General features: G+C 69.2%; 1 protein-coding gene. It reads left to right on the top strand.

Features of this window, described 5'->3' with window-relative positions:
* Positions 1–19: 19 nt before the first annotated feature.
* Complete coding sequence (locus tag V1227_RS06480) at positions 20–25,246, top strand: WXG100-like domain-containing protein (protein ID WP_329791563.1); 25,227 nt, start codon at positions 20–22, stop codon at positions 25,244–25,246.
* The last annotated feature ends 29 nt before the right edge of the window (positions 25,247–25,275 follow it).

Here is a 25,275-nt window from a genome sequence, read left to right on the forward strand (position 1 = left end):
GGCGTTCACCATGGCGATGATGGTCTCCGACGAAGTGCGCACGCTGTTCCAGGTCCTCACCGGCGAGGAGTGGCCGGATGCGAACGAGGACCAGCTGCGCGCACTCGCTGACGCCTGGCAGACCGCGGCGACGCGGCTGACCAGCGAGCTGGCACCGGAGATGCGGCACGCCGTGGTGACCATCAGGGCTGAGTTCGAAGGCCAGGCCGAGCAGGCCTTCGCCATGCGCATGAGCCCGTTCGTGGAAGGGGCGAACAACTACCTCGCCACCGCGAACGACCAGTTCAACAAGATGGCGAAGTTCCTGCGCGACCTGGCACTCGACGTCGAGTACATGAAGATCGTCTCGATCATCACGCTGGGCACGCTCCTCGCGGAGATCGCGTGGGCGACGGCGATGGCGTTCTGGACCGGTGGCGCGAGCATGGCGTGGCTGGCGGCGCGGATCTCGGTCGTGCGGTGGCTGCTGAAGACGTTGATCGGCCGCTTCGTGCTCCAGCTGGCACAGGCCGTCGCGTTCGGCATCGCGTTCCAGGTCCTGATCGACGTGCTCGCGCAGAGCATCCAGTTCGGCATGGGCACCCGCGAGAACTGGGACTGGAAGAAGACCAGGGACGGTACCGCGGTCGGCGCGCTGGGCGGCGCGCTCGCCCCGTTCTTCGGCCTGCTCGGCAACGGCATCAACCGGCTGTCCAAAGACGGTTTGGACAAGGCGCTCGGCAAGGTCCTCGATGGCAGGGACTGGCACAACGACCTGCCGAAAGCCATCACCGAGATGGGGATCCAGGCGTTCCACGAGTCGTTCACGGAGGCGCTGTACAACCTCATGATCGGCGAAGGGTTCGAGTTGAACCCGTATTCGGCGACGTCGGGAGGGATCTCGGGCGGGGTCAACGCCCTGGGCGACCAGTTGCCGCACCTGCTCAACATCCACAACGGTACCGGCACCCCCACTCCACCGCCGGTGGCGCCACGCCCGGAGGACGAGCAGCCCGACGGCGTCGCGGTGGGCACGGAGGGCGACAACAACTCCGGCTTCGGCACTCCTCCTCCCGGCAGCACCGGCACGCTGCCTCGCGGCACCACCGACACGCCGGCCGGCGAGGAAAGCGGCCTGCACGACCCCATCCGCGACGACGGCCCGGAGCAGGACTCCGACCGCACCCCGCCGGACGACGACAGCGACGGTCCGCTGGCCGGTGTCGGAGTTCCAGAAGCCGTCGAGGGTCCGATCGGCGACGTCAACGAGCCGGACGACAGCATCACGCCGGATGGCACCACCACACCCGATGACGACGACCCCACCGGCCCGTCGGCCGTACCGCCCTCTGTGGACGGTTTCGCGGTGGGCACCCCACCACCTGCCGAACGCGCTACGGGACGTGCACCCGGCGACGGCGTGACCGTGCTGTCCGGCGACGACCTCACCGGCGGCACGCCCAACGCCGATCAGCGCGCCACGAGCGGCACGACCGACCCCGGCCAGATCGCACCACAGCTCGTGCAGACAGGACCCGGGCAGGTCCAACCTGGACAGACGGCCTCAGGTCAGACGGGTTCGGGCCAGACGGGTTCGGGCCAGACGGGTTCGGGCCAGCGGGATCCCCGGGCTTCCGACCCGTCCCAGGACGGTGTCATGCAGTCTGGACCTGCCAGCGCGGACTCGTCCGGGACCGGGACATCGCCGACCAGTTCGGCGGCTGCTGCGGAACCCGTCCAAACGGACGCGAAGACGGCCACCGGTGAGCGACCGGATCAGCAGATGGTCACGGCACCGCCCACCACCAGCCTGGACGAACCGGCGCCTGCCGAGGCCGACCCGTCCGGTCCCTCTGCCGACGGCCGCTCGCCCCAGAACAGCACCTCGCCCCTCGCCGGCACGTCCTCTCCGGTCGTGGCACCGGTCGCCACCGCGAGCTCAATTCCCGATCTCGTGATGGAACCGGTCTCCACCGGTCGATCGTCCGGTGAGGACGGCGCGGTCGGCGCGTCCAGCACGCAGATCGCCACCCCGGCTCCCGCTGCCTCGACTCCCGCCGCCCCGGCCAACGGCCAGGCCCAGGGAACGAACCAGGGGAGCGGCACCGGCAAGTCCGCAGACGCGGTCACGGCCTCGCCGGGCACGTCGAAGACGGCAGGAAAGGTGGAGCGTTCCGCGAGGCGGGACGACCAGCGCGCCCCGTTGCCGGACATCACTGCCGCCACCACCGCGCCGGATTCGATCGCGGCCCCGACCCCGCGACGCGACACCGGAGTGGCACAGGCAGGCATCGAGCCGCCGACGCCCCGCCTCGACCAGGCGCGGACACCCGCATCGGCACAGACGTCGAAGGCGGACCAGGCGCCGAAGCCCAACCCGTTCCGCAACACCCCGGAGCAGTCCGCCTCGTCAACCCCGGTCACTACACCGGAGAACCAGGCTCCGCAGCGGTTGTCCGACCTGGGCGACCTCGCGCGCAGCTGGTTCGACGTACGGGTGGAGTTCAAGCGCCGCTCGCGGGAGTACGAACAGCGCCTCGCGCTCTACCTGGTGCAGCGTGAGGACGTCCAGAAGGCGTTCGGCCACTTCGTCAACGAGGTGTGGGGCCGGGTCGACGGCAGGCGGCGTGGCGAGCTCGGCGAGACCGAGGGGCTGACCGCGGGTGCGGTCGGCACCGGTGCCGCCGTCAACCAGCAGGTCGTGCGTGAAGGCAACATCCGTGAACGCATCACCCTGTTGTGGTCGATTGCTCGCGGTGACCAGCTCATCCAGCAGTTGCCCACACTGCACGACCGCAGTCCGGGAATCCAGGACGAACGGCCGCAACGCAGACCGACCGAGGCTGACAAGGCGTTCACCGAAGCCGTTCGCGACGTCACCGCGCCGCCGGAGGAGCGGGCGCGCAGACAGGCCAACGCCGAGTCGCGGATGAGGATTCCGGTGCACCCTGACGAGGTCGTGCCGCCGCTGAGCCCGCGGGAGCGCAAGCTCGCGGTGAAGGACGGTGTGCTGACGTGGGCGCCTGCGGAGAAGCGGATGGACATGGTGCTCAGCGGTGGTCTCCACCGGGAGTCGGAGCACACCGGTGGCCTGGTCACGACCGGCACCTCGGGGTCCACGTTCCTGATGCTCAACCTCGCCCGGTTGGTGAACGAACGGTGGAAGGCGCGAATCGACCTCGAGCTGGTCCGGCTCGGCCTGATCGGCTTCATGCTCTCCACCGGGCAGCACACCTACCACGAAGTGATGCGGGCGGCGAACCTCGCCGATCCATCGCTCACCTACGACGACAACTTCGGTCGCTACCGGAGGCTGTCGCCGGTCACCGAGCAGGACCTGAGGGCCAACGTCGCTGTCGACGGTCTGTTCCCCGATGAGCACGCGGTCGCGTTGGTCGATTGGAACAGCGCTCGCACCGTCGTTCCCGAGCTACCGCAAACCCCGCCGATGGGATCACCCGTCGGTTCGCCGGCCGAGTCGCCTGGCGAACCGGAACAGCGGCACTCTTGGAGTTCGGACGAGGTGATCTCCACTCTCGACGGACTGGTCGAGCAGCACCTTTCCGAATCGGGACCCGAGCCTGGCCCATGGGACCTGGAGAACGACCTGGCTGAGGTGGAGCGGTCGCGTCCGGAGCCTGGCCCGTGGGACCTGGAGGACGACCTGGCTGTTGTGGCCGGAGGCAAAGGCGTCGCTCCGTCCACTCCGGCTGAGCCCGTGTCCTCTGCGGACAAGGAGAAACCGGTCGACGGCCCCTCCGGTGACCGTCCGCAGCGCCGGGTGCGCTTCGCCTCCGAGGCCGACGTCCGCGTGTTCCACGACGGCGACGAGAGCCCAGGCGAGGCTTTCGACAGGTTCGACGAGAACTTCACCGAGACGTCGCCGGGCACCACGCAGGACGACGGCGTGGAAATGGTGCGACTGACCGACAGCGAGCACGACGTCCTCTGGGAGGAAGGCTTCGGGGACCGTCCGGTGCCGGCCCCTCCGGCACCACACACGACAATCGTGTTCGCCGAAGGTTCGAAGACGTTGGACGCGAAGACTTCAGAACAGGTGCGGGCGCTGGCTCTCGGCCTCTTCGACGAGTCGGTCGAACGGCGCCGGGCGGGCGGGCACGCGCCGCAGGTGGCGATCGTCGGTTACGGCAACTCGCGCATCCATGGCCGTCGGACGGGGCTGGCGCGCGCGGAGGCGGTGCGGGACCTTCTCAGGACGACGCTGCAAGCGGAGTTCGACCGCAGGACGAGGCTGGGGACGGAGCGCGGTGACCTGCTGGACGTGGCCGCGTTCGACCCGGCTGTGGTCTCCGGCGGGCGCAGTGACGATCCGCGCACCGAAGGCCCGGACCTGGCCACCAGACGTCGCTCGGTGGTCGTCAGCGTCATGCAGATTCCGGAGATCCTGTCGAACCCGTGGCCCGCGGTGCCCGCCCCCGAGGCGACGGTGGGAACACGCCACCGGCTCGACGAGGCCATCGAGGCCCTGCCCGCTGCGGACGCCTCGGCGTCCGTTGAAGTGGAGGCGGAGTCCGCTGCGGGCACCTCGGTGCAGGCCGAGGTGGACAACCGGCTCGCGGCGCTGATCGAAGATGCGATGGCCAACGCCTCGGACCTCGCGAAGTCCGTCGAGGCCCGATTGCGGTCGAACCCGCAGGAGTATGCGCATTCCGAGGCAGGCCTGCACCTGTTGCACGCCTCCGTGGTGCTCGACACCAGAACCGATCAGGTCGCCTCGCTGATCCAGCGGCACGGCCTCGAAGCCGTCGCGAGGTCGTTCGACAAGACGTTCGGCCGGCCGATCATCGAAACGGTCCAGCAGCAGTTCGGCGATCTCAGCACCCCGGAGAGCCGCGCCGGGTTCACCGACTGGGCTCAGCAGCTGTGGTCCACCGTCAACAGCACACTGCGGTTGCGCACGGACCCTGACATGATCGCGAATCTCTTCAACCACGACGAGGGCTACACCCGCGGCTTCGACTTGGCTCAGTACGCGGCCCTCGTCGAGAAGCTGGACGCGCCGCCGCTTGGCCACGTGATCGCGAGCACTCCGGTGTTCGGCACCGGTGTCGGCGACCAAGCGCTCTGGGTTCAGAAGGTCCTCGGCGACGCGCAGGTCCTGCCTGGGGGAAGGGGCAGTGTCGAGCAGTTCATCAGGGCCGTCACCGACAACAGCACTCTGCTCGGTGCGGCACTGGGGGTCGAGCTCGACGCGGCCAAGATCGACGAATTGAAGACCGCACTGCAGAACAACAACATGCTTGACGACGAGTCGTGGCGTCACTTCCCTGGTCGGGCCGCGGCCTGGATGACGCCGGATCCTCGTCCGCTGCATCGCGACCAGTGGGAACACCTGCGGAGCGAGGATCCCTCGACCTACACCCGCGTCGAGTCCGAACTCGTCGGCATCAAGAAGGACTCGGAGTTCGTAGCGGACGAGCAGGGCCGCCCGCGTCCGGTCCTGGACAGCTCCATCGTGCCGGTGCGACACGACGTGCGCCGCATCGAGGTCGAGCCCGGTCGCTGGGTCAAAGAGTTCACCCTCAAGGTGCACCTCGACGTGCAGGAGGGCGTCGACCCGGCCAGGGTGCCCACGTTGCGGCAGAACGTGCTGCGCGGTGTCGACCGGCTGTACAACCAGGGCTACCGGATGCCCGACGGCGACCAGTTCCACGTGCGGATCGAGTTCACCGACGACCAGGCGCAGTCGCACCAGATCGTGCGAGTCATACCGGACGTTGACGATTTCGACGTTCACGCGTGGAGCGTTGGTGCCAATCCGCAGGACCTCGCCCACGAACTCGGCCATTCCGGCTTCGGGCTGTTCGACGCCTACCGCAACGGCCTTGCGTTGCAGGACAAGGAAGCGGGTTCACAGCACCGCGACGCAGAGGGCAATCCGGTCGCCGAGGTGGCCAACCGGGTCGTGAACGACGAGGACAGCGGCTTGATGTCCTTGTCGTACCGGCCCGACACCGTGTTGCGGCCGAGGGAGCTGTGGCAGATCGGACGGAACCTGGCGGACACGACGAAGATCATCGTCGAGACCCCGTACGCGCCGCCCTCGAACGACGTGACGACGTCGTCGGTGTTCGAGCGTGCTGCCGGCGGTGCCCTGGAGGCGAAGATCGTCCTCGCGGGCCAGGGGCACGCGGACTCGCTGCGAGACCTCGGTGAGCTCTCCAGGACGGGCGATCAGCGAGCCCGTGAGGCACTCGTGGAGCTGGGGGGACAGGGGGAGCTGCACGCGCTCGACGTGCTCGCCCGGTCCGGTGATACCGACACCCACACCGGCCTCGGCGGCATCACCGCTGTCCAGCTGCTGTCGCAGCTCGGCCACGAGCAGGTGCCGAACAGGCTGGCCAAGGCGCTGCTGGACGACCTGGCGTCGGACGGGTTCTTCGCCGCCGTGACCGAACTGGCCGGGCACGGCGATCCGGCCGCCCGCGACCGGCTGCGGCAGCACGCTCAGGCCGGCGACGACGAGGCCTTGAGCATCATGATCGCGCAACCGGACGTGGACGGGCTGGTCGGTCTGGCCGGTGAGCAAGACCGCGCTCACGGTGGACTGGTCGAGTTGGCTCACAAGGGCAACCCCGATGCGGTCGGAAAGCTGCGTGAGCTCGAGGACGTCGACGGCCTGGTGATCGCCGCCGACGGCGAGCCGGGACCCGCCTACGACGCGCTCAAGGACTTGGCCGGACGCGGGAACGGCGCCGCGCTCGCCGAGGTCGTCGAGATGCACGACGTGCCGACGCTGATCAAACTGGCCTTCGGAGGCGACCAGCACGCGATCACCGCCTTGCAGGACCTCGCGGAGGGCGGTGACCGTGACGCGTCCGGCGCTGTCACGGTGGTCGAGCTCGTCGAGTCCGGTCAGGTGGAGCAGCTCGCGCAGGTTGCCGGTGACCGGTGGCAGGCGTTCGAAGGCATCAAAGCCCTGGCGGAGCAGGGTGATCCCGTCGCCATCGACACGCTGCGGCTGTTCTCAGCCGAAGGGAACGAGGCCTCTCGCACCGAACTGATGGCCCTGGCCTCCGGGGGCAGCCGTGAGGCGGTCGTCGCGCTCATGCAGAACTCGGACGTCAGCGCGTTGACCGAGGTCGCGCTGTCCGGCAACCCGACCGCCGTCCGCGCGCTCAAGCAGTTGGCGCCGGCAGGCGACCGCGAGGCCGTCGAATCGCTCGAGCACCAACATCGCGCCGCGATCGACGACTTGGTGCACCAGCGGGACATCGACACGCTGACCGCCATTGCGAGCAAGGGCGATGACTACGCGCGCGCTGCCCTGGAAAGCTTGAAGGGCGACAACGGCACGTCCACGGGTGAGTCACCGTTCAGGAACACGGCTGATCCCGCCCCGGCGCCGAAGCTGGACGTCCCGATCCCGCGGACCGCGAACACGTTCGTGGCTGAGCTGTTCAACGAGCTCGACATGGTGGTCGACACCGCGCCTCGCCCGCCGCACCTGCGCGACGGCGACTGGTCGTCCGAGCGGCCGGCGGACAGCGGACCGCTGACACCGCAACGGCTGGAGACGGAGCTGGGCATTCCCGAGGTCAACCAGCGGCGGTTCCAGAAACTCGCCGACAGGTTCAACCTCGTCTACGACGTCCGCCCGACGAACCCGGCTTCGGTGCGGTGGCTGGCGAACGGCGCCACCCCCAAACCGCCGGACATCAAGGCGAAGACGATTAGCAGCCTCGACGTACCGCTCGGTGCGACGCCCGACCAGATCGGGCTGGTCGGCTACTTCGATCCGGCGACTCCTGATCTCACGGACGTTCCTGCGGAGCTCCACCGGCGCATCCGGCAGCGCTACGACAGCCGCAAGCAGGAGTTCACCGCGCTCGCCGCCGAGATGGCGGACCTGGAAGCGCAGGGCCGCTACCGGGTGGAGAACGGTGTGGTGCAGGCGAACACGCCGGACGGCTTCAACAACGTCACCGGTGACCACGACGTCTACCACATCCGCCGTCCTGACGACGGCGCGTCGCTCGCCGTGGACGACTACGACCTCGCGGTCTGGTTGCTCACCAAGCGCGACATCGGCGTCCAGCACGGCGCGCACATGTACTGGCAGCCGGAGGGCTTCTTCCAGGAGAAGATCTTCAACGACATCGTCTCCCGTCACCGGAGCACCGCGCCCGACGCCGAACCGCTTGTCCGCTTCAGTCCTGGTGAACCGCCGTCGCTGGTCTACGCGGACCCCCGTCCCGAGACCGTCCCACAGGACGCGGAGACCCAGGCTGACCTGAGTCCCGCTTTCTCCCCGGACGTCAACGAGATCACCGCGAGGGCGTTGAACGGTGACCGGGCAGCGGTGGAGGAGCTGTACACCAGGTTCGGTGTCGGGGCGCTCACCGAATTGGCGGGTGTGGGCAACACCGACGCGCGCGTCGGGTTGAAGTCCCTGGCGGGCAACGGTGATCGCACAGCGATGGAAAGCCTGTTCAACCTGGAGGACGTTTCCTCGCTCACCGAGCTGGTGCTCACAGGGGACGAGGACGCGCACGTCGCCTTGAAGACGCTGGCGGTACGCGGTTCCCGCGAGGCCGTCGAAGCCTTGTACGAGCACCAGGACGTCAACTCGCTCACCGAGGCGGTGGCCGCAGGCAGCCTCGATGCGCGAACCGCGTTGGAGTCGTTGGCGGAGAGCGGGAACCAGCAGGCCGCCGCAGTGCTCACTCAGGGGCAGCCGCAGTCGTCCGGTTTCGGTCAGCCACAGTCGTCCGGTTTCGGGCAGCCGCAGCCGTCCGCCTTCGGCCAGCCGCAGTCGTCCGCCTTCGGCCAGCCGAACGCCCAGAGCGCTACCACCCCGTCCGTCACCGTCCAGGACGACGCTCGCTGGCGTCATTTCCCGGGGCCGAAGGCGGAGTGGATGGAGCCCCTGGCCCGTCCGCTGCACCGTTCTCAGTGGGAACACCTGCGCAGCGACGACCCCGACACCTTCGCGCACATCGAGCACGAGCTCACCGCAGTCCTGATGGAGTCATCGATGGCGCCCGGTGTCGCCACGAAGCTGCCCGACGGCGTTGATCCGGGCTCGGTGAAGAACCCGGAGGACTTCCTGCGGCCCAAGCTGGCGTTGGTGACCGAGACGGTGCGGCACGACGTGCGCCGCATCGAGGTCGAGCGCGGCCGCTGGGTCAAGGAGTTCACGCTGAAAGTGCGGCTGATCCCGGCCCCCGGTGTCGGTGCCGCGACGCTCGACGTCCTCAAGCGGGACGCGCTGCGCGGCGTGGACTGGATGTACAACCAGGGCTACCGGATGCCCGATGGCGACCAGTTCCACCTGAGGCTGGAGTTCACGGACGATCCGGCGGCCGCGTACCAGCACATCAACGTGCTGCCGGGTGTCTCACGCTCTTTCCAGGACAAGTGGAGCAGCCACGCCCACGCACAAACCTTGGCGCACGAACTCGGGCACTACGGCCTCGGCCTCTTCGACGCCTACCAGAACAACATGGTGTTCCAGCACCTGCCGTACGGTGCGAAGCACGTGGGGCCTTCGGGGAAGCCTGTCGCCGAGGTCTCCAACAGGGTGGTCGACAACGATTCCGGGCTCATGTCCTGGGAGAACCGGCTGGAGTCCGCCCTGTGGCCGCGGGACATGTGGCACATCGGGCAGAGGTTCACCGGCAGCACGAAGATCGTCCCCGAGACCAGGTACGCACCGCCTGCCGACAGTCCGTCCACGCCGGTGCCGACGGTGTTCGAGCGAGCGTCGGCAGGTGATCTGGATGCGACGATCCAGCTCGCGAAGGAAGGGCATCGCGCCTCGTTCGAGGTGCTGACGAACTTGGCTCGCGGTGGCGAACCGCTCGCCTTCACCGCATTGGTGGCTTTGGCGGCAGAGGGCGATCTGCAGTCGATGCACCGCATCGCGAGCATCGGCGACCCTGGCAGCGTCAGGGAGAAGATGGGCCAGTTGGCCGTCACCGAACTAACCCAAATCGCGTCCGGTCCCGTGGTGAACGGCCTGGCCGTTGGTCTGTTGAAGAGCCTCGCCGACAACGGGAATCCAGAGGTGGTGGCCCCTCTTCGCGACAGCCTGCGTGCGAGGGCTGCGAAGGGCGATGCCAACGCCCTGGGCTTCCTGAACGACCTCTCCGACGTGGACGGACTGGTCGAACTAGCGAAGGCGAATGTCAACGGGGCCGAGGACCAGCTGCGTACGCTGGCCAGGCAAGGCAATCGTGACGCGGTCGCGGCATTCGCCGGTGTGGGACACGTCAGCAGCCTGGTGATGGCGGCGATCAAGGAAGGACCCGCGTACGAGGCGGTCCGGAAGTTCGCCGCGGACGGTGACTTCACCGCCCTCACCAAGCTGGCGAAGGACGGCGACCAAGATGCCCGTACCCAGCTCCGTGAGCTGGCGGAGAAGGGCGACCTCACGGCACTGGACGCGCTGGCCTTCAACAAGGACGTCGGTGCGCTGACCGCGTTGGCCTTCGGCAAAAATGTTCCCAAGCCGGCCGCGCAGCCCCCCTCGGCCAAGATCGAGGCTCACACGCGTCTCAAGAAGCTCGCCGTCCAGGGAAGCCGTGCGGCGGTCGCATCGCTCGCGCGCGAGAAAGACGTTTCAGCTTTGGACGAGGTTGCACGCGCCGGCAGTTCGGATGCGTACAACCGGCTCAAGGCACTGGCCAGGTCCGCGAACGGCGAGGCAGTGAGGTTGCTCGGCGCTGGTAATGACGTGCAAGGACTCCTTGAGGCCGCCGCCGTTGGTGTGGACATCGCTCGTGCCGAGTTGGAGAGGCTGGCAGCGAATGGCAACACCGTGGCCGTCGCCGCAGTGGACCAGCTCCGCGCAGCCGAGTCGTTGCAGGCCCAGGCGATGGACGTCGACGACCCTCCGCACAACGATGTCGAGATCACGGAGGCTGGTGACATCGCGCAAAGCGATGACGAGATGGTTGACGTCATCGGCAGCGAGCAGAGCGATGACGAGATGGCTGACGTCAACGATGCACCATCGGGCGTCAACGTCGACCCTCTCAAGGCAGCCGCTCTCAACGGCGACCAGACGGCACTGGAAGCGGTGTACAACCGCGACGGTGTACCCGGACTGGCTGAGCTCGCCGCCGCAGGCAGCGTCCACGCACGTGGCGGGCTGAAGACGCTCGCCGCGGGCGGCGATCGGCCGGCGGTCGAAGCGCTGTACAACCTGCATGACGTGGTCTCGCTGGCCGAACTGGTGGCCCGAGGCAGCGCTGACGCGTTCACGGCGCTGACCGCGCTGGCCAATGGTGGCGACCAGCAGGCCGTCACGGTGGTGCAGAACATCAACGCGCAGACGGGTGTCTTCGGGCAACCAACCTCGACAACCGACGTCGAGCAGCGCATTTCTGAGGCGGCCGCCGGCGTGAGGCAGCGGGTGGCGGAAGTGGAGAAGAACCTCGGCAAGCTCTCGCAAAGCGACTACGAAGACCTGGTCAACCGTGCGACCACCATCGTGAGCGGGGACCATCACGTACCCGTGTTCATCGAAACGATGACGCCGGAGATCGCGCAGCGGCGAGCCCTGATCGAGCACGTCACGGTGCTGGTGGCGGAGGCGCTGCGCACCGGCGGCGGTGACGAGAGCGCGGCCCGGAAGCTTTCTCGCGACCTCGCTGGCGAGCTCGGTACTCGCCGCACCACTCTTGCGGGTGGTGCGGACCCCGGGTTTGTTCCGCATCGGGTGGGCGAGAGCTCTGGCAGCGTGCCTGGGGCCGTGCCGGCCGAGGACGCGCATGCGCAGTTCCGCGGCGATCGGGAAGGGCAGGTGGCACCGGAGGACTTCGTCATCACGTTCGATCCGGTCGAGTCGATGCAGGAGACATCCGGTCAGGAAACGGTGACGCGGTCCGAGGTGCAAACGCGTCCGGCGCCGCCCGCGATCGACCAGGTAGCCCAGAACAGTGCGGCACAGGACACGCGAGCTGATGTCGACGACCGGCGGGCCGTCGTGGCGGCGCAAGACATCAGCGCGCCGATGGACGTCTCCGGGCAGCCGAGCCACACTGCTGCGCTGAACATCCCCACCATCGTCGTCACCGGCACGAACGGTGAGACCGCTGCCCGGTCCTGGCTGCCGCCGTTCTTCACCGACGGCCAGGCCCTCGGCTCGATCTCGGTCGTCGACGTCCGCGGTGTCGATCACGTCATCTCAGCGGTCACCGGTCTGCTCGACACCCAAGGCCGTGTTCCTGAAGGCGTCGATGAGATCGCACGGGCGTTGGACAGCGAGTTCGAGTCGTTCCTCGGTCACGGCCGGTCGTTCCCGGTTCGCGTCGGCAACGTCTGGCGGGAGGCCACGATCGTCGCGGCGCTCCTGGTGTCTGACGATCCGGCGGCGACGAGCACGCCCGCGACCACCACCAAGGTTGACATGTGGGTGAACTCGGGTGCCGCCAGCTCCGCTACCAAGATCATCAGCAACGCCAAGGACATCGGCGTCGGAGCCACCGTCAGCCAGGGGATCGGCGTGTACGGGAGCGCGGGTGTGCGGGCACCGCTCGCCCAGCCCGCTACGGCCACGACCGTCGCCACGTCGACGAACGACCAGAGGATCATCCGCGCGGGCGAGAGCTCGACCCGCGTCGAGGTTCCGGTGAAGTACACGATCACCATGAGCGACGAGCGGGGCAACATCGACGGCGGCGACGTGGTGAGTGGCAACGACACCGCGGTCGTCCTGCAGGTGCCCGATGACCTCCGCAACCTCGAAGACCGAGACAACGGGCTCGGTGTTTTCAAGCCGGAGGATCCCGAGTGGGGGGCGAAGCTGCAGCACCCCGTGCCTGAGGCGGTCACCGTCGCCGACAGCCGCAAGATGTTCACCGATGTCGTGAAGAGCATGCGGGCCGCGTGGCCGAAGCATGCTTCGGCCACGAAGCTCGGTTCCGACGGCCGGACGGCACTGCAGAACTTCCTCAGCCCGGTGTCGTTGCGGGAGAACCTCGGCCAGATGCTCGGCGGTTGGGTCACCTCGCCCGAGCTGATGAGCCGGGACGGGGCCAGTGCGGGAGCTGTGCGCATGCGTGCCACGCTGATCGACGCAGAGCTGATCGGCACGCACGGCACTGCTCAGCTGCGGCTGCACGAAAGCTCCGTGATCAGCAGCTCGACGTCCACCGGCAGTTCCAGCGGACTCGACGTGTCCGTCGCGGCGGGTGGCGGAGCAGGCGCGCCGAGCCTGTCCGTCGGCAGTGCCGGCGTCACGGGCGGACTCTCGGCGCGCAAGACCGAGTCCCCGGCCGCCGGAAGCACCTCCCAGAACCGCACTGGTCTCCAGATCAAGGGCCGGACCGGTCTGTACAAGGTCAACGCCGAGGTCGAGGTGCGCACACCCGGCGGCGGCACGGTCAAGACGACGGTGGCGGCGTACCTCCGCCTCGGCATGGCGGAGGCGGCTGAGCTCGGTCTGCGCGTCCCGCCGGGTACCCCGCAGGGACTGGCCCAGCCGACCGAGCAGCCGCGGTTCGAGCCGCCCTACCTCGCGGAGGGACTGGCCGCGGGCAACATCAAGGTCGGTGACTTCACCGCGGTGTCCCGTGTGCGGGAGCAGGTCGAGTCCGCTTTGAACAAGCTGGCCGGCTTTGAGCACTTCCTGCCGCGGTGGGACGCCTCGAACCGCCGCGCCGCCGACCGCAACGCTGCCGAGTTCCTCGAACAGCTGCAGAACCAGCGCAAGCTCGATGCCGAGCTGTCGCCGACGGCGCTGCGATCCAAGATGGACAGCCTCATGGGGCCGGGCGTAGCGGTCCAGCTCAAGCGCCGTGGCCGCTTCCACAACGACTACGTCAACGTCGTCGTGAGGGCGCGCGTCAGCCCTGGCAAGCACCTCGGCCAGGTCGACTCGCGCAATGTGCGGGGCATGTACTCGTCCAGTCCCCGCCTCGACAGCTCCACGACCACGACCAAGGGCTGGAGCGCGGGAGTGGAAGGCCGCGCTGGCACTTCTGCGGTGCACGGCGCGACGAAGCTTTCGCCGTCGGCGGGCGCCGCTCTGAAGTACAGCGAGTCCGAGTCGGTGAAAACCACGGCGGGTCCGCAGACGACGGGTACCTCGCTGAACGTCGGCAGTCCGGACGCGCAGGTCTTCGAACACGATGTCGAGTTCGAGGTCGAGATCACCTCGTTCAGTCGCAAGCAGAGCTGGTTCCGGAGGCTGACCGCTGGTTCCCCGTTCACCACCCTGCCGGAACCCGCCGTCGTCGCCCGAACGGTCGACATCACCCGCAACCTCAGCGAGGACGAGCAGCGCGGCGTCCAGGTCCTGCCCCAGATCTCGGGTACGGCGAAGCTGTGGGTCTCCGACGGCTCGGCCCTGACCTCGGACCCGGCGGCGTTCCGCCCCGGCGACCCCGAGGTGACGGACCTGCCGCCACACACCACGGTGCGCGACCTGTTGAACCGGGCCTCGGCACGCTCCGGACAGCCGGAGTGGCTGCACGTGGAAGCGGTCGTGAACTCCGCGCGGCTGCGCGACGAGGCTGTGGCCGTGCTCGATCGGGCCGCGGGTGGCGACACCGCGTTGACGGCCCCGGGCACGCAGACGCGCAACCGCATCGACAGGTTCTTCAGCCCGGAGAACCTGAAGGCCACACTGCGCAAACTGGTCGACACCGGGCACATCGAGACCGGCATGAGGTACGACCGCCGTGCGGCCGATCGCGTGGGCGGACTCGGCGTCTCCGCGCGCCTCGCCAACCCCAAGCTGGTGTCCACGTCGGTCACCACGGCGACCGAGAACTCCGCGACCGGTGGGTTCAAGGCATCGGAGACGACTTCGCGCAGCAGGGGTGTCGAGATCTCCGTCAACGCGGGTACCTCGAACCGGCCGAACGTCACCGCCCCGACCGGGCTCGGCGGCATCACCGGTGCGGCCCGTTTCGTGCCGTGGCTGCGGACGTCGTCGACCACCGAGGAGGTCGGTGGGGCGGTCGATCGCAACGTCGTCACCGCGGCCGGGGACCGGACCTTCCTCGTGCAGCTCGACGCGACGTTCGACATCGTCGGCGAGAGCCGCACCACGAACCTGCTGCCTGACCGCACCCCCGGGACGGCGGGCGCATCGGTCGAGCTGCCCGGCGCGGTCTTCATGCGGGTGAACGAACAGACCGCCAGGGAGATGGGCCTGCTGCCCGAGGTGGCACAGCCGCCGGCTCGTTCGTTCGGCGTGATGGCCGCACCCAAGCGGATCGACGCCGATGGCGGACCCAGCGGTCTCGGTCTGGCAGTGCTGCAGAAGGTCCCCGACCTCTCCGCGATCGTGGCGGACCTCGCGAGGCAGGCCGACGAGAACACCCGCAGCCGGGTCAAGGACCGCCTCATCCCGGGGTCTGTGCTGGACGACTCGATGAACAACCTCCAGCGGCTGATGGACTTCACCTCACCCGTCGCGGTGAAGGCGCTGATCGACAGCGCGCTCGACGGCGGCGTTCCGCTGCTGCTGCACCAGCCCGGCACGGTGCTGGGCAGGAACACCTACCAGGTGACGCTCAAGGCCTACGCCGGCCCGCCGTCGTTCGACCGCGTCGTCAACGACGGCGTGGACGTGGAACACACGGTCCAAGGGTCGTCGAAGCACACCCAAGGCAAGGGCACGGGGACCAGCACAGGTATCGGCGTGAAGGGCTCAGCAGCGGGGATCCCCGACCCGACGAACGGCACCTCCGGATCGGTGGGCGGTGGCGCGGGCGTCTCGCTCGGCCATTCCACACAGCGCACCACCGCCACTTCGATCGCGGAACTGGTCAACCACCTCAGAGCGGCGAGCGGTCCCGCCGCGCTGTACCGCGTCCCGGTCCGCTTCGACCTCGTCGTCGAACGCGGGGAGCAGGTCGTGGCGCGTGCCCGCGGCGAGGAGACGGAGCTGCGGGTGCGGATCCACGGCGACAACGTCAAAGTCGAGCACGGCTCGACGTTGCCCGTGGGTGGGGCCGGTGCCGCGGTGGCACTGCGCGACGCCGCGGACGGCCGCGCGGAGACGGCCGGGTCTTGGCAGAGGGACCACGCCGTGGTCGTTCCGCCGGCCGCGTCGGTCGAGAGCATGGTGGGCGTCAAGGACGTCCGGGGGGTCGCGGTCGAGGCGCTGCGCCGGGCCGGGGCGGACGCCGGCCTGATCGGCAAGGGTACCGGCTCGCTCAACGCGCTGCTGTCCGTGCTGAGCTCGGAGCACCTGCAGGCCAAGCTGCCCGGCATGACCGGCGCTGCGCTGAACGTGCCCGGCCTGCACGAGTCGAGCATCCGGACGTCCGGCCACGCGAAGCTGGCGGTGTACGCGAAGTTCGTCAACCCCCGGCTCGACTCCCTCAGCGACTCCGTCAACCTCGAGACGCCGAAGAGCACCGTTCACGCCACCACGAGCGACACCAAGACCGCGGAAACCGGTGACATCTCGCTCTCCCTCGCGTCGGGTGCCGCGTCCCACCCGAGGACCAATGCCGACGGCACACCGGATCCGGTGCGCAGTCCGGCGTTCTCCTCCGGTGGTGTCGAGGCCAGGCAACTCGCTGAGGACTCCGACGCGCAGTCGTCCGGCCTGACCGGCAACACGTTGCGCAACGTCAAACCGCAAGGTCGCACAGGTGTCGTCGAGGTCGATGTCGAGTACCGCTTCGTCGCCGACCTCGGTGACGGCAGGACCGCCGTCTACGACCTCGTGCTGCCGCGCTCGGTGGACCTGCGGATGCCGCTGAGCGACGTGGAGGCGGTGCTCGGCCGGCCGGTCGACCCCGGGTTGGCGGCCGCGCAGGACGCCGTCCGCGACGGCGCCAAGGCGTGGCGCGCCGCCGAAGTCGGCGTCGATCAGGCCCGCCGCGCCGCGCAGGACGTCATCAACGACGTCGCACCCGAACTCGCCAGGACGATTGCCGACATCGAGCAGCGGGCGGGAGAGCTGAAGGCCGCGCAGGACGCGGTCACCGCTGCGAACACCCGCGTGGACGGCTTGATCATCGATGTGGCGCGCGCGCAGATCGCGGCCGACCAAGCGGCCTCGGCCGCAGTCGCCGCCGAGCGAGCGCTGGACCAGGCGAGGACCGACGCCAACGCCGCGAACCAGGGCATGACCGAAGCGACGGAGCAGGCACGTTCCGCCGCGACCGAGGTCGCGGTCCGAAAGGCTGAGGTCGACACCGCTTTCGTACGCGTCGAAGCGGCGCGGTCCGCGCTCGTCGAGACGAACGACGCGGCCGCAGGTCAACGTGATGAACGCGAACTTGCGGCGCTGCTGCACGAGTTGAATGTCGCACAGCAGGATTTGCGCCTGGCCAAGGACGCCCGCTCCGCAGCGGTGCAGCACGAGATGACCATGCGACGAACGGCGCATGACGCACGACGCACGATGCTGCAGGCGCGCCGCGCGGTGGCCGACGCTGATGCGGCACATGCCGACGCGCAGGTGGTCCTGGAACAGGCTGCGGCGGCGCTGCAGGATGGACAGGCCGCTGCCGAGAGCGCGATCGGACGCCTCAAGCAAGAGAGCGAGCGGCACATGTCGGCCGTACGCGCCCGTGATGAGGCACAGGCCAGGATCACGGCCGCCGAGCAGGACCTGGCGACCGCGCGAGCCAAGGCCGACATCGAACAGCACACCTGGTGGGAGGCCAAGGCACAGGTGGAGCAGCGGTTGCGCGCTTTTGAGACAGCCGCCGGCCTGCGGGAGCGCGTGGCTGAGGCGAGGAAGAGGCTCGGCAAGCTTTCGCAGAGCAAGTACGACGATCTGGTCAATCGTGCAACGACGATCGTGAGCGGGGACCATCGCGTGCCCCTGTTCATCGAGAAGATGACGCCGGAGATCGCGCACACCCGAACCCTGATCGACCAGGTCACGGTGCTGGTGGCGGAGGTGCTGCACACCGGCGGCGGTGACGAGAGCGCGGCACGGCAGCTTTCTCGCGACCTCGCTCGCGATCTCGGCACCCGCCGCACCACTCTCGCGGGTGGCGCCCATCCCGGATTCGTTCCGCATCGGACGGGCGAGAGTTCTGGCAGCGCGCCGGGGGCCGTGCCGGCTGCAGGTTCGCATGCGCAGTTCCGCGGCGACCCGGAAGGTGAGCTGTCACCGGAGGACTTCGTCATCACGTTCGACCCGGTCGACTCGAATTTCGGCGGTGCGCGGGCACCGGAGCGCTCGGGTACCGCGTTCGGTGACAGCGTGCTCGACCTCATCACACCTGCTGCCGGCTCGACCGACGTCGAGCAGACGACGGCCGAGCCGGGCTGGGGCCCGGCCACGACCGACTACGAGGTGATCAGCGACGGCGAGACGCCGCCTTTCACGCGGATCGACAACGAACCGGACCTGCGCGAGAGCGGGGGATTCCCCGCGGTGCTGCCGGAGGTGCGGCGGGTCGAGGTGGACAAGCCGCTCATGCGGTTCTCCTCCGACATGTCCCTGGCCGTGCCGGTGTCCGATGAGATGGGCCACTACCGGGAGTTCTACGCCTCGCCGCAGGTCATCGCCGACGCCAACGCCCGGCTGAAGGAGGTCGGCGCCAAGCTCAAGCTGGAGATCGCACCCGGCAACGTGGTACGTCGCGGTGATGCGTCGCTCGTGATGGTCCAGCCGAATCCCGGCGACGACTCGGCGTCCACCCGGCTCGACTTCTCGATGCGGACCACCGGCGGCTCGCCCGGACAGCTGGTGCTGCGTGCACCGGACGGGCAACTGGCAGCGCTGACGAAGGTGCGCAACGGTGGCGCGCAGGAGTTCTTCGGCCTGCACGCGATAGCCGGTGCGCTCGGTGAGGCCGCGCACCACGGGCGTTTTGACCTGGTCACGCCACATGCGGTGCACGAGGCGGTCGGCGACGCGGCAACCGGTGGGCCGCGGCCGGGCGAGTCGTACGGCAAGGCGCTCATCCCCGGTTCCGAGGCCCGCGTGCGGCTTGACACAGCGAGCCAGTCGCTCGGTGTCAACCAGCATGCGTGGGCCAAACCGGGAGAGGCCTATCTGATCCAGCCGATCGCAGTGCTGGAACACGACGCGGACGGTCACCCGAACGCGAACTACCGCCTCAACCACGTGCGTCCGACCCCCGACGGCGCACCGTCGCAGATGTCCTCCTCGCTGGGCGCGCACTTCGGCTCGGTGGCGGTCAGCAGTGCCGACGACCAGGTACAGCTCACCCTCGAGGTGGAACCGAAGCCCACCGAACGCCAGGCGCTGCTCGACCGCGCCATCGACGCGAACCTGGAAACCTACGACAGCGCCCGGCTGCGCGAGATCCGCGACTCGCTCGCCGGTGACCCGGCCGCAGGCAAGGCACAGCGCGACCTCGCGCAGGCGCTGATCGCGATCGTGGAACAGCAGGACCTGCTCGCGAGCACCGCCCTGCAGGGTGAGGCACGTGAACAGTCAGAACGCCAGCTGGCGAGGGCCAGGCAGAACGCGCGCGCCGCCATCACGGCCGCCGCCGGCGGGAAACTGCCCAAGCTCGGTGGAACCTGGTACGTCAACAGGTACAGCCGGACTCCTGGCGACTCCTTCTTCGACCGGTGGAGCCGTGTCGACCTGCCGGACCAGCCGATGCTGATGGCCAACCCGCTGGCGGTCGTGACCGTGGCGAACTCCAGTGATCTCATGCCGTTGTCGGTGCCGATGTCCGAGAACCGGGACCTGGACCCGGACGCGGTGGGACGTGGAGAGCAGAAGCTCCCCGGGATCGGCGGGAACATGGTGAAGGGTTTCGCCAAGTCCGTTGTGGACAGTGCTCTGTGGCGCCATCGCAACGGCATGCCGCTGCCTCAGGTTCACGTGCACGGTTACGGCAATTCGCAGTTGCGCGCCAAGCGCACGGGTCAGCACCGTGCCGATGTGGTGGCTGCGCGGGCTCGTGCCGAGGTTGACAGGTTGCTCGGTGAACGTCAGCGCAACACGCCGCAGAACCAACGGCTCAGCCCGGACGACATCGAGATCGTCGCGATCTCGCACGGCCGCGACGTACCGCCTGGTGCGGCGGACGCGGACCTGGCCCGTCGCGCTGTGCGGGTGGAGATGGTGCTCGCGCCGCAGCCGCTGTCCGACGTCCCGCTGCCCGGTGGGCGTCCGGCGTCCGTGCCGTCCAACTACTCCGCTTCCGTCGCGGACCCTGATGTGGTGGAGGCAGGCCCACGGATCGGAACCCTGCCGCCGTCGTGGCTCGACGGGCCCGAGGGGCAGTCCGTGACGCGATCGCCCTGGGCGGACGACATGTCCGTCGCAGGCCGTTCTACCGGCGTCGCGCCGACCGATCCCCGGCTGGCACCCGCACAACGGGCGTGGAGGACACAGCAGTTCCTCGACCAGGTCAGCCACCTCTACCGGCATGCGAGAGAGGCGACTGACCGGACGACGCGCGACGTCGAGCTGTCCGTCGTGGTGGACAAGGGCGAAGCCAACCCCATCGCGGGTCTGATGCGCAGACAACTCGGTCACGCCTATCTGACCGTGCGGCTGCCGGACGGCCACACGAAGTCGTTCGCCTTCTCACCGGAGTACCGGATTCCGTTCATGACCGCTGCCTTCGCCGACTTCCGCGGCAGGCTGGAGGCGTTCGACCTCGGGCCGGCGATCAGCCCGCGCGTCGAGGTGCTCGGTCCGTACCGGATCAACGCCGACGAACTGGCGAGCGGAATGGCCTACGTCACCGACAACCTCGACCGGCGCTACCAACTGCTCGACTACAACGGCGTCACCTTCGTGACGGGGTTCCTCGGCGCGGCGAACCACGCCGTGCAGGTGAACCGGCTGACCAGGCCGAGGGATCTCGCCGGTGCTCTGCCTGCTCCGGACGGCCCGTTGGAGCGCGCGACCCAGCGCATGAGCGTCATCCAGGCGCAGTACGACCGTGAGGCGCGGCTCAGCATGGGCTCCTTGCCCCGGGCTGTGCTCGAAGCGAGGCCGCCGGCGGCCTCCGGCACGACGTCGACGCGGTCGAGTTCGGATTCGAGGTCCGTGTATTCGCGGTCCGAGTCCGGCGAGTTGTCTGCGGATGTGGCGCAGGTGCCGGTGAACCCGGTCTCGAGGTGGTCGGATTCCGAGTCGGACGTCGAGGATTCCGGCTCGGAGTACGCGGACTCGGAGTACGCGGCTTTCCACCAGGACTCCGAAGTCCCGACCGACACCCTCGCCGGCGACTGGAACGCGGATCAGGAACAGCCGTTGTTCCCGCCGCCCACCGACTTCTCCGCGGCCGCCGAGGTCTACGAGGAGATCACCCGGTCCCCGGACGGGCGCTGGCAGGTGCTGGGCGACGACGGCGAGCCCGCGATGGCGTGGCACGGCGGAGCGAACCTGTTCGGTCTTTTCGACGACGCCGGCCCGCGGCAGGAGAACACCTACGTCTCCGACCCCGCGGGCAGGCTGTTGCGCGACGCTCCGGTCTTCGAATGGATCGTCGGCGACCCGGCCGGTTCGCCGGTCGCCTTCAGCCACAGGCGAACCGAGAACCTGCCCGAGGTCGCGACCGCGTCGGCCGTGCCGCCCGCCGATCGCGCCGCCTTCGCGATCGAGGGGTACGACCTCACCTTCGCGGACGGCTACGCCCGCTGGCGCACGTCGGACGAGGTGCTCTACCACTTCAGCAAGAAGACCCCGCAGCAGATCGTGGCCGAGGGCGGTCTCGCGCCGAAGGGCCGCGGCACCGGCAGGCACTTGATCGACTACGTCTACAACGGGCACCAGGACACGCAGTTCATGAGCGCGACCAGTGATCCCGGTGCCATGTCGAAGTTCAAGGAGGCCAACCCGGACCACGAATTCGGGTCGATGTACAAGTACGTCTACCACTTCCGCGCGCCGGGCGGCATCGACGTCAACGCGACGCTCGACCTCGCATCGCCGTTCCCGGACCAGAAGGAGATCACCTTCCCCGGCGGCGTGCGGTCGGAGCACATCATCGGCTTCCAGCTGGTGATGAACGACCGGCCGTTCGGACCTGTCGTGTCGATGCCCCAGATCGCGACGGACACCCTGGCCGGTCCCGACGCTTCCGGCACCGACGTGCCTGTCGCTGTGCCTGCGCCCGCTGAGCAGGGCTCGGCTGAGCAGGCCGGGTCGCGTGGTGCCAAACGCGGGCGAGACGAGTTCGAGGCCGCGCAGGGCGGTGAGGTGACCGCCTGGGAACCCCGGGAAGCGTTGCCGTCGCTCCAGCAGCAACTCACGCCGCCCTCGCAGGAGGAGGTGCGGGCGCTGCGCGATGTGGTGCCGCAGGGGGCTCGGTTCACGGACCCCGCGCGCTGGGTGGGCTTGATCAACGGCTCCCGCTCCGCGCTGGGCAGGATGGTGAACTGCGTCGACGCCGCTCTCGCGTTCCACTCGACCTTCCGCGGTGAGCCGCGGGTGGCCGGGGCGAGCACGACCGGCGGGAGGCTGACCGGCACGGGCACGGCGATCAACGAGGCGACCCCGTACGCGGCCGAGTACATGGGTTCGGGACGGCAGGCGTTGGCCGAGGTGATCGACCGGGTCAAGCGCGGCGGCCACGGCTCGGACGCGGTGGTGGCCGGGCTTCCGGGCCGGCGTGCGGCGGGGCATGTGTGGAACGTGGTAAACTACCACGGCACCGTGTCGCTGGTCGACCCGCAGGCGGGCACGATGAAGCCTGCCACGAGCGGTGCCATTCCAGGACTCGGCCGGGTCTACTCGATTCCGATCGACGCGAACGGCGAGTTCATCGGTCCTGCTGGGACCACCACCGCCGGTGACCCCGACCGGACCGTGGAGGACCGCGCACCTCGGCCCGGCCCAAGGCTGGTCAGCGACTACACGCCTGTGGACGGAACGACGGCGTTCACGAGCAATCAGCCGATGACCTTGTCGGCGAGCACGGAGTTCCCCACGGTCACAGTGCGGACCGAACCCGTCACCCACACGGCACCTCCGCTGCGGGTTTCCGGTGACGGGACGCTCGCGATCAACGGGACGAACTCGGTGGCAGGGCCGAACGGCGCGGTGACCGAGGCGCGGGAGTTCTTCGCCTCCGACGACGTGCTCGCCGCCGCACAGGACGTGCTGAGGCGGGCAGGCGGCAAGGTCGAACTGGTCGTCGATGGCGGCGTCGTGGTGAAGGACGACAACGGTGCGGAAACGACACTGCACCGCGTCGTGCCGCGAATCGACGGCTACGTCACCGACGTGTGCCGCGACTTCGCCGGGATGATCGCCGGCGGCACACCGTCCACCTTGGTTCTGCGCGACCCGGACGGTGCCGCGGTTCCGGTGCACGTGGACGTGACGAGCGGCATCGAGCTGGGCGGCACGCACCATCTTGCCCAACAACTCGCCGACCTCGCGCACGGTGACGGCGACGTTATGAGGGCGGATGCTTCGTGGGCGGCGTCGGCGGTGCGTCAGGACGATGGCCGGGCGGCCCGGCCGCGCCCCGGCTTGCGTTACGGCGCGGCGCTGGACCACGCACCGGGCAACGAACGAGTGCGTGAGCGGATGGACGAGCTCGCGCGGAACATCGGACTCAACCAGTTCGCCCGTGCGCGACCGGGGGAGGCGTACGTGGTCACGTCGATCGGATCTTCCGGTGTGAACGGGGACCTCGAGCTCCGGGTGAACGCGGCACGCGGCGGCACCGTCGAATCCCCGTTCGGCTACCACTTCGCGACGGTGATCGCGGAAAGTTCGGACGGCACCCAGATCACCCTGGAGAACTACGCGCGCGCACCCAAGATGCGCAGGCTCCTCGACCAGGCGGTAGCCGACAACCTCGCTCACCACGGCCACGAGCTGGACAGCGTCGTCGCGGACCTCGACAACCGCATCGCGCGCTCGGACGACGAAGCGGTGACCGCGGAACTCAAGCGCAAGCGCGAGCTCGCGGATGCGTTGCGAAACCTGCGCGACGCCGGCGCCGAGCCGTCCCGCGAGCTGCGAGATCGGGCGCGCGAGGCCATGCGCCGGGAACTGAGGCTTCCCCGGTTCAGCGACCAGTGGTACTTCCGGATGTTCCGCAACGCGCCGGGCGAGACGTTCCACGAACAGTGGGCGTTGCTCCACGAGCCCGACGCGACGCCGCACGTGACCAACCCGCTCGTCGCGGTGGTCGCTGCTGACGCCAAGGTCGCGTTCCCCGCGACGGTGTGGTTCGAACAGGGCAGCAAAACCGTTCCCCCGGACCAGCACGGCGGTGCCCTCGCGGTGGCCAGGGAAGTCGCCAGGGGAGCGTTGTGGCGCAGGAGCCGAGGGCTGCCTTTGCCCTCGATCGTCGTCACCGGCTACGGCAACGGCGGCCTCCGTGGTGACCGCAGAGCGCAGCAGACAGGGCTGGAGCGTGCGGTGAGCGCGGCCGACCTGGTGCGCTATGAGTTGTCCTCGCACCTGCTCACGCTGCAAGGGCGCAACGTCACCGTGCAGCCGAGCGAAATCGTCGTCGAGGCGGTGTCAGGCGGTGTGCTGGAGTCACGCGGCGACATCGCGGACGGACGACGCGCCGTGATCGAGGTGAGGACGCCCGCGGTCGATCCGGCCGGCGAGTCCGGCAGGCCCACCGGGGCGGGCGAGCCTGATGAGGCCGTCCCGACGGACACTCTGGCGGGTCCGTGGCACGACGAGCACGGCTCGGACGCCGGCTCCGACGGGGAGGTGGAGCACGCGCCCGAGTGGGTGGGCCGGGGCACCGCCGCGCTCCAGGAGGTGGCGGACCGCCTGATCCGCGGTGGCGACGGCGCCGCGGCGGTGGTGACGACGTTCGCCAAGGACGGCGACGAGGCCGGCGCCATCGGGTTGGTCAACCGCGACGGCGAGGTGCTGCTGACCGACGGCACGCCGGTGTCCGCGGATCTGCTCGGTGACGCGGCGCGGGTGTACGTGGTGGCCTTCGACGCGGACGGTGAGCTGGTCACGGGCGGACCGCTGACCGTGCCGTCCGTGAGCCAGATCGCGGGGCCGGAGGTCGTGGCCGAGTACGAACGCGTGATGGCGGAGCCGGAGCCGGATCTGACGTCCTACCTGGCCTGGCTGGACGAGCGGATCGCCGGGGCGGACAAGGCCGCTCGGGAGCAGCGGGCGGAGCTGGCGCTGCACCGGCGCGAGGTCGACGCCCACCGGATGGAGCTGGAACTCGTGCGGGACGGTGAGGTGTCGTTGAGCGGCGGGGGACGGCTCGTGCCGGGGCTCGGCGGCCTGCGCCTCGTCGGCGGCGCGGTGCCGGCGGCGCTGGCCGCCGATCTCGCCGCGTTGCTCGGGCGAGACGTGATCGCGCTGATCATCGGCGGTGACGGGGAGGAACCGCGGGATCTCAGGTTCCCGCCCCGTGGCAGGCCGCTGCCCGTGCGGTGACGCGGTGAACCCTGCGGCCCCCGGATCTC

Source organism: Lentzea sp. DG1S-22 (assembly GCF_036321065.1).
GTDB lineage: Bacteria > Actinomycetota > Actinomycetes > Mycobacteriales > Pseudonocardiaceae > Lentzea > Lentzea jiangxiensis.

Coding starts and splice junctions, on each gene's coding strand:
- V1227_RS06480 (WP_329791563.1), top strand. CDS start 20: ATGGTCTCCGACGAAGTGCGCACGCTGTTCCAGGTCCTCACCGGCGAG.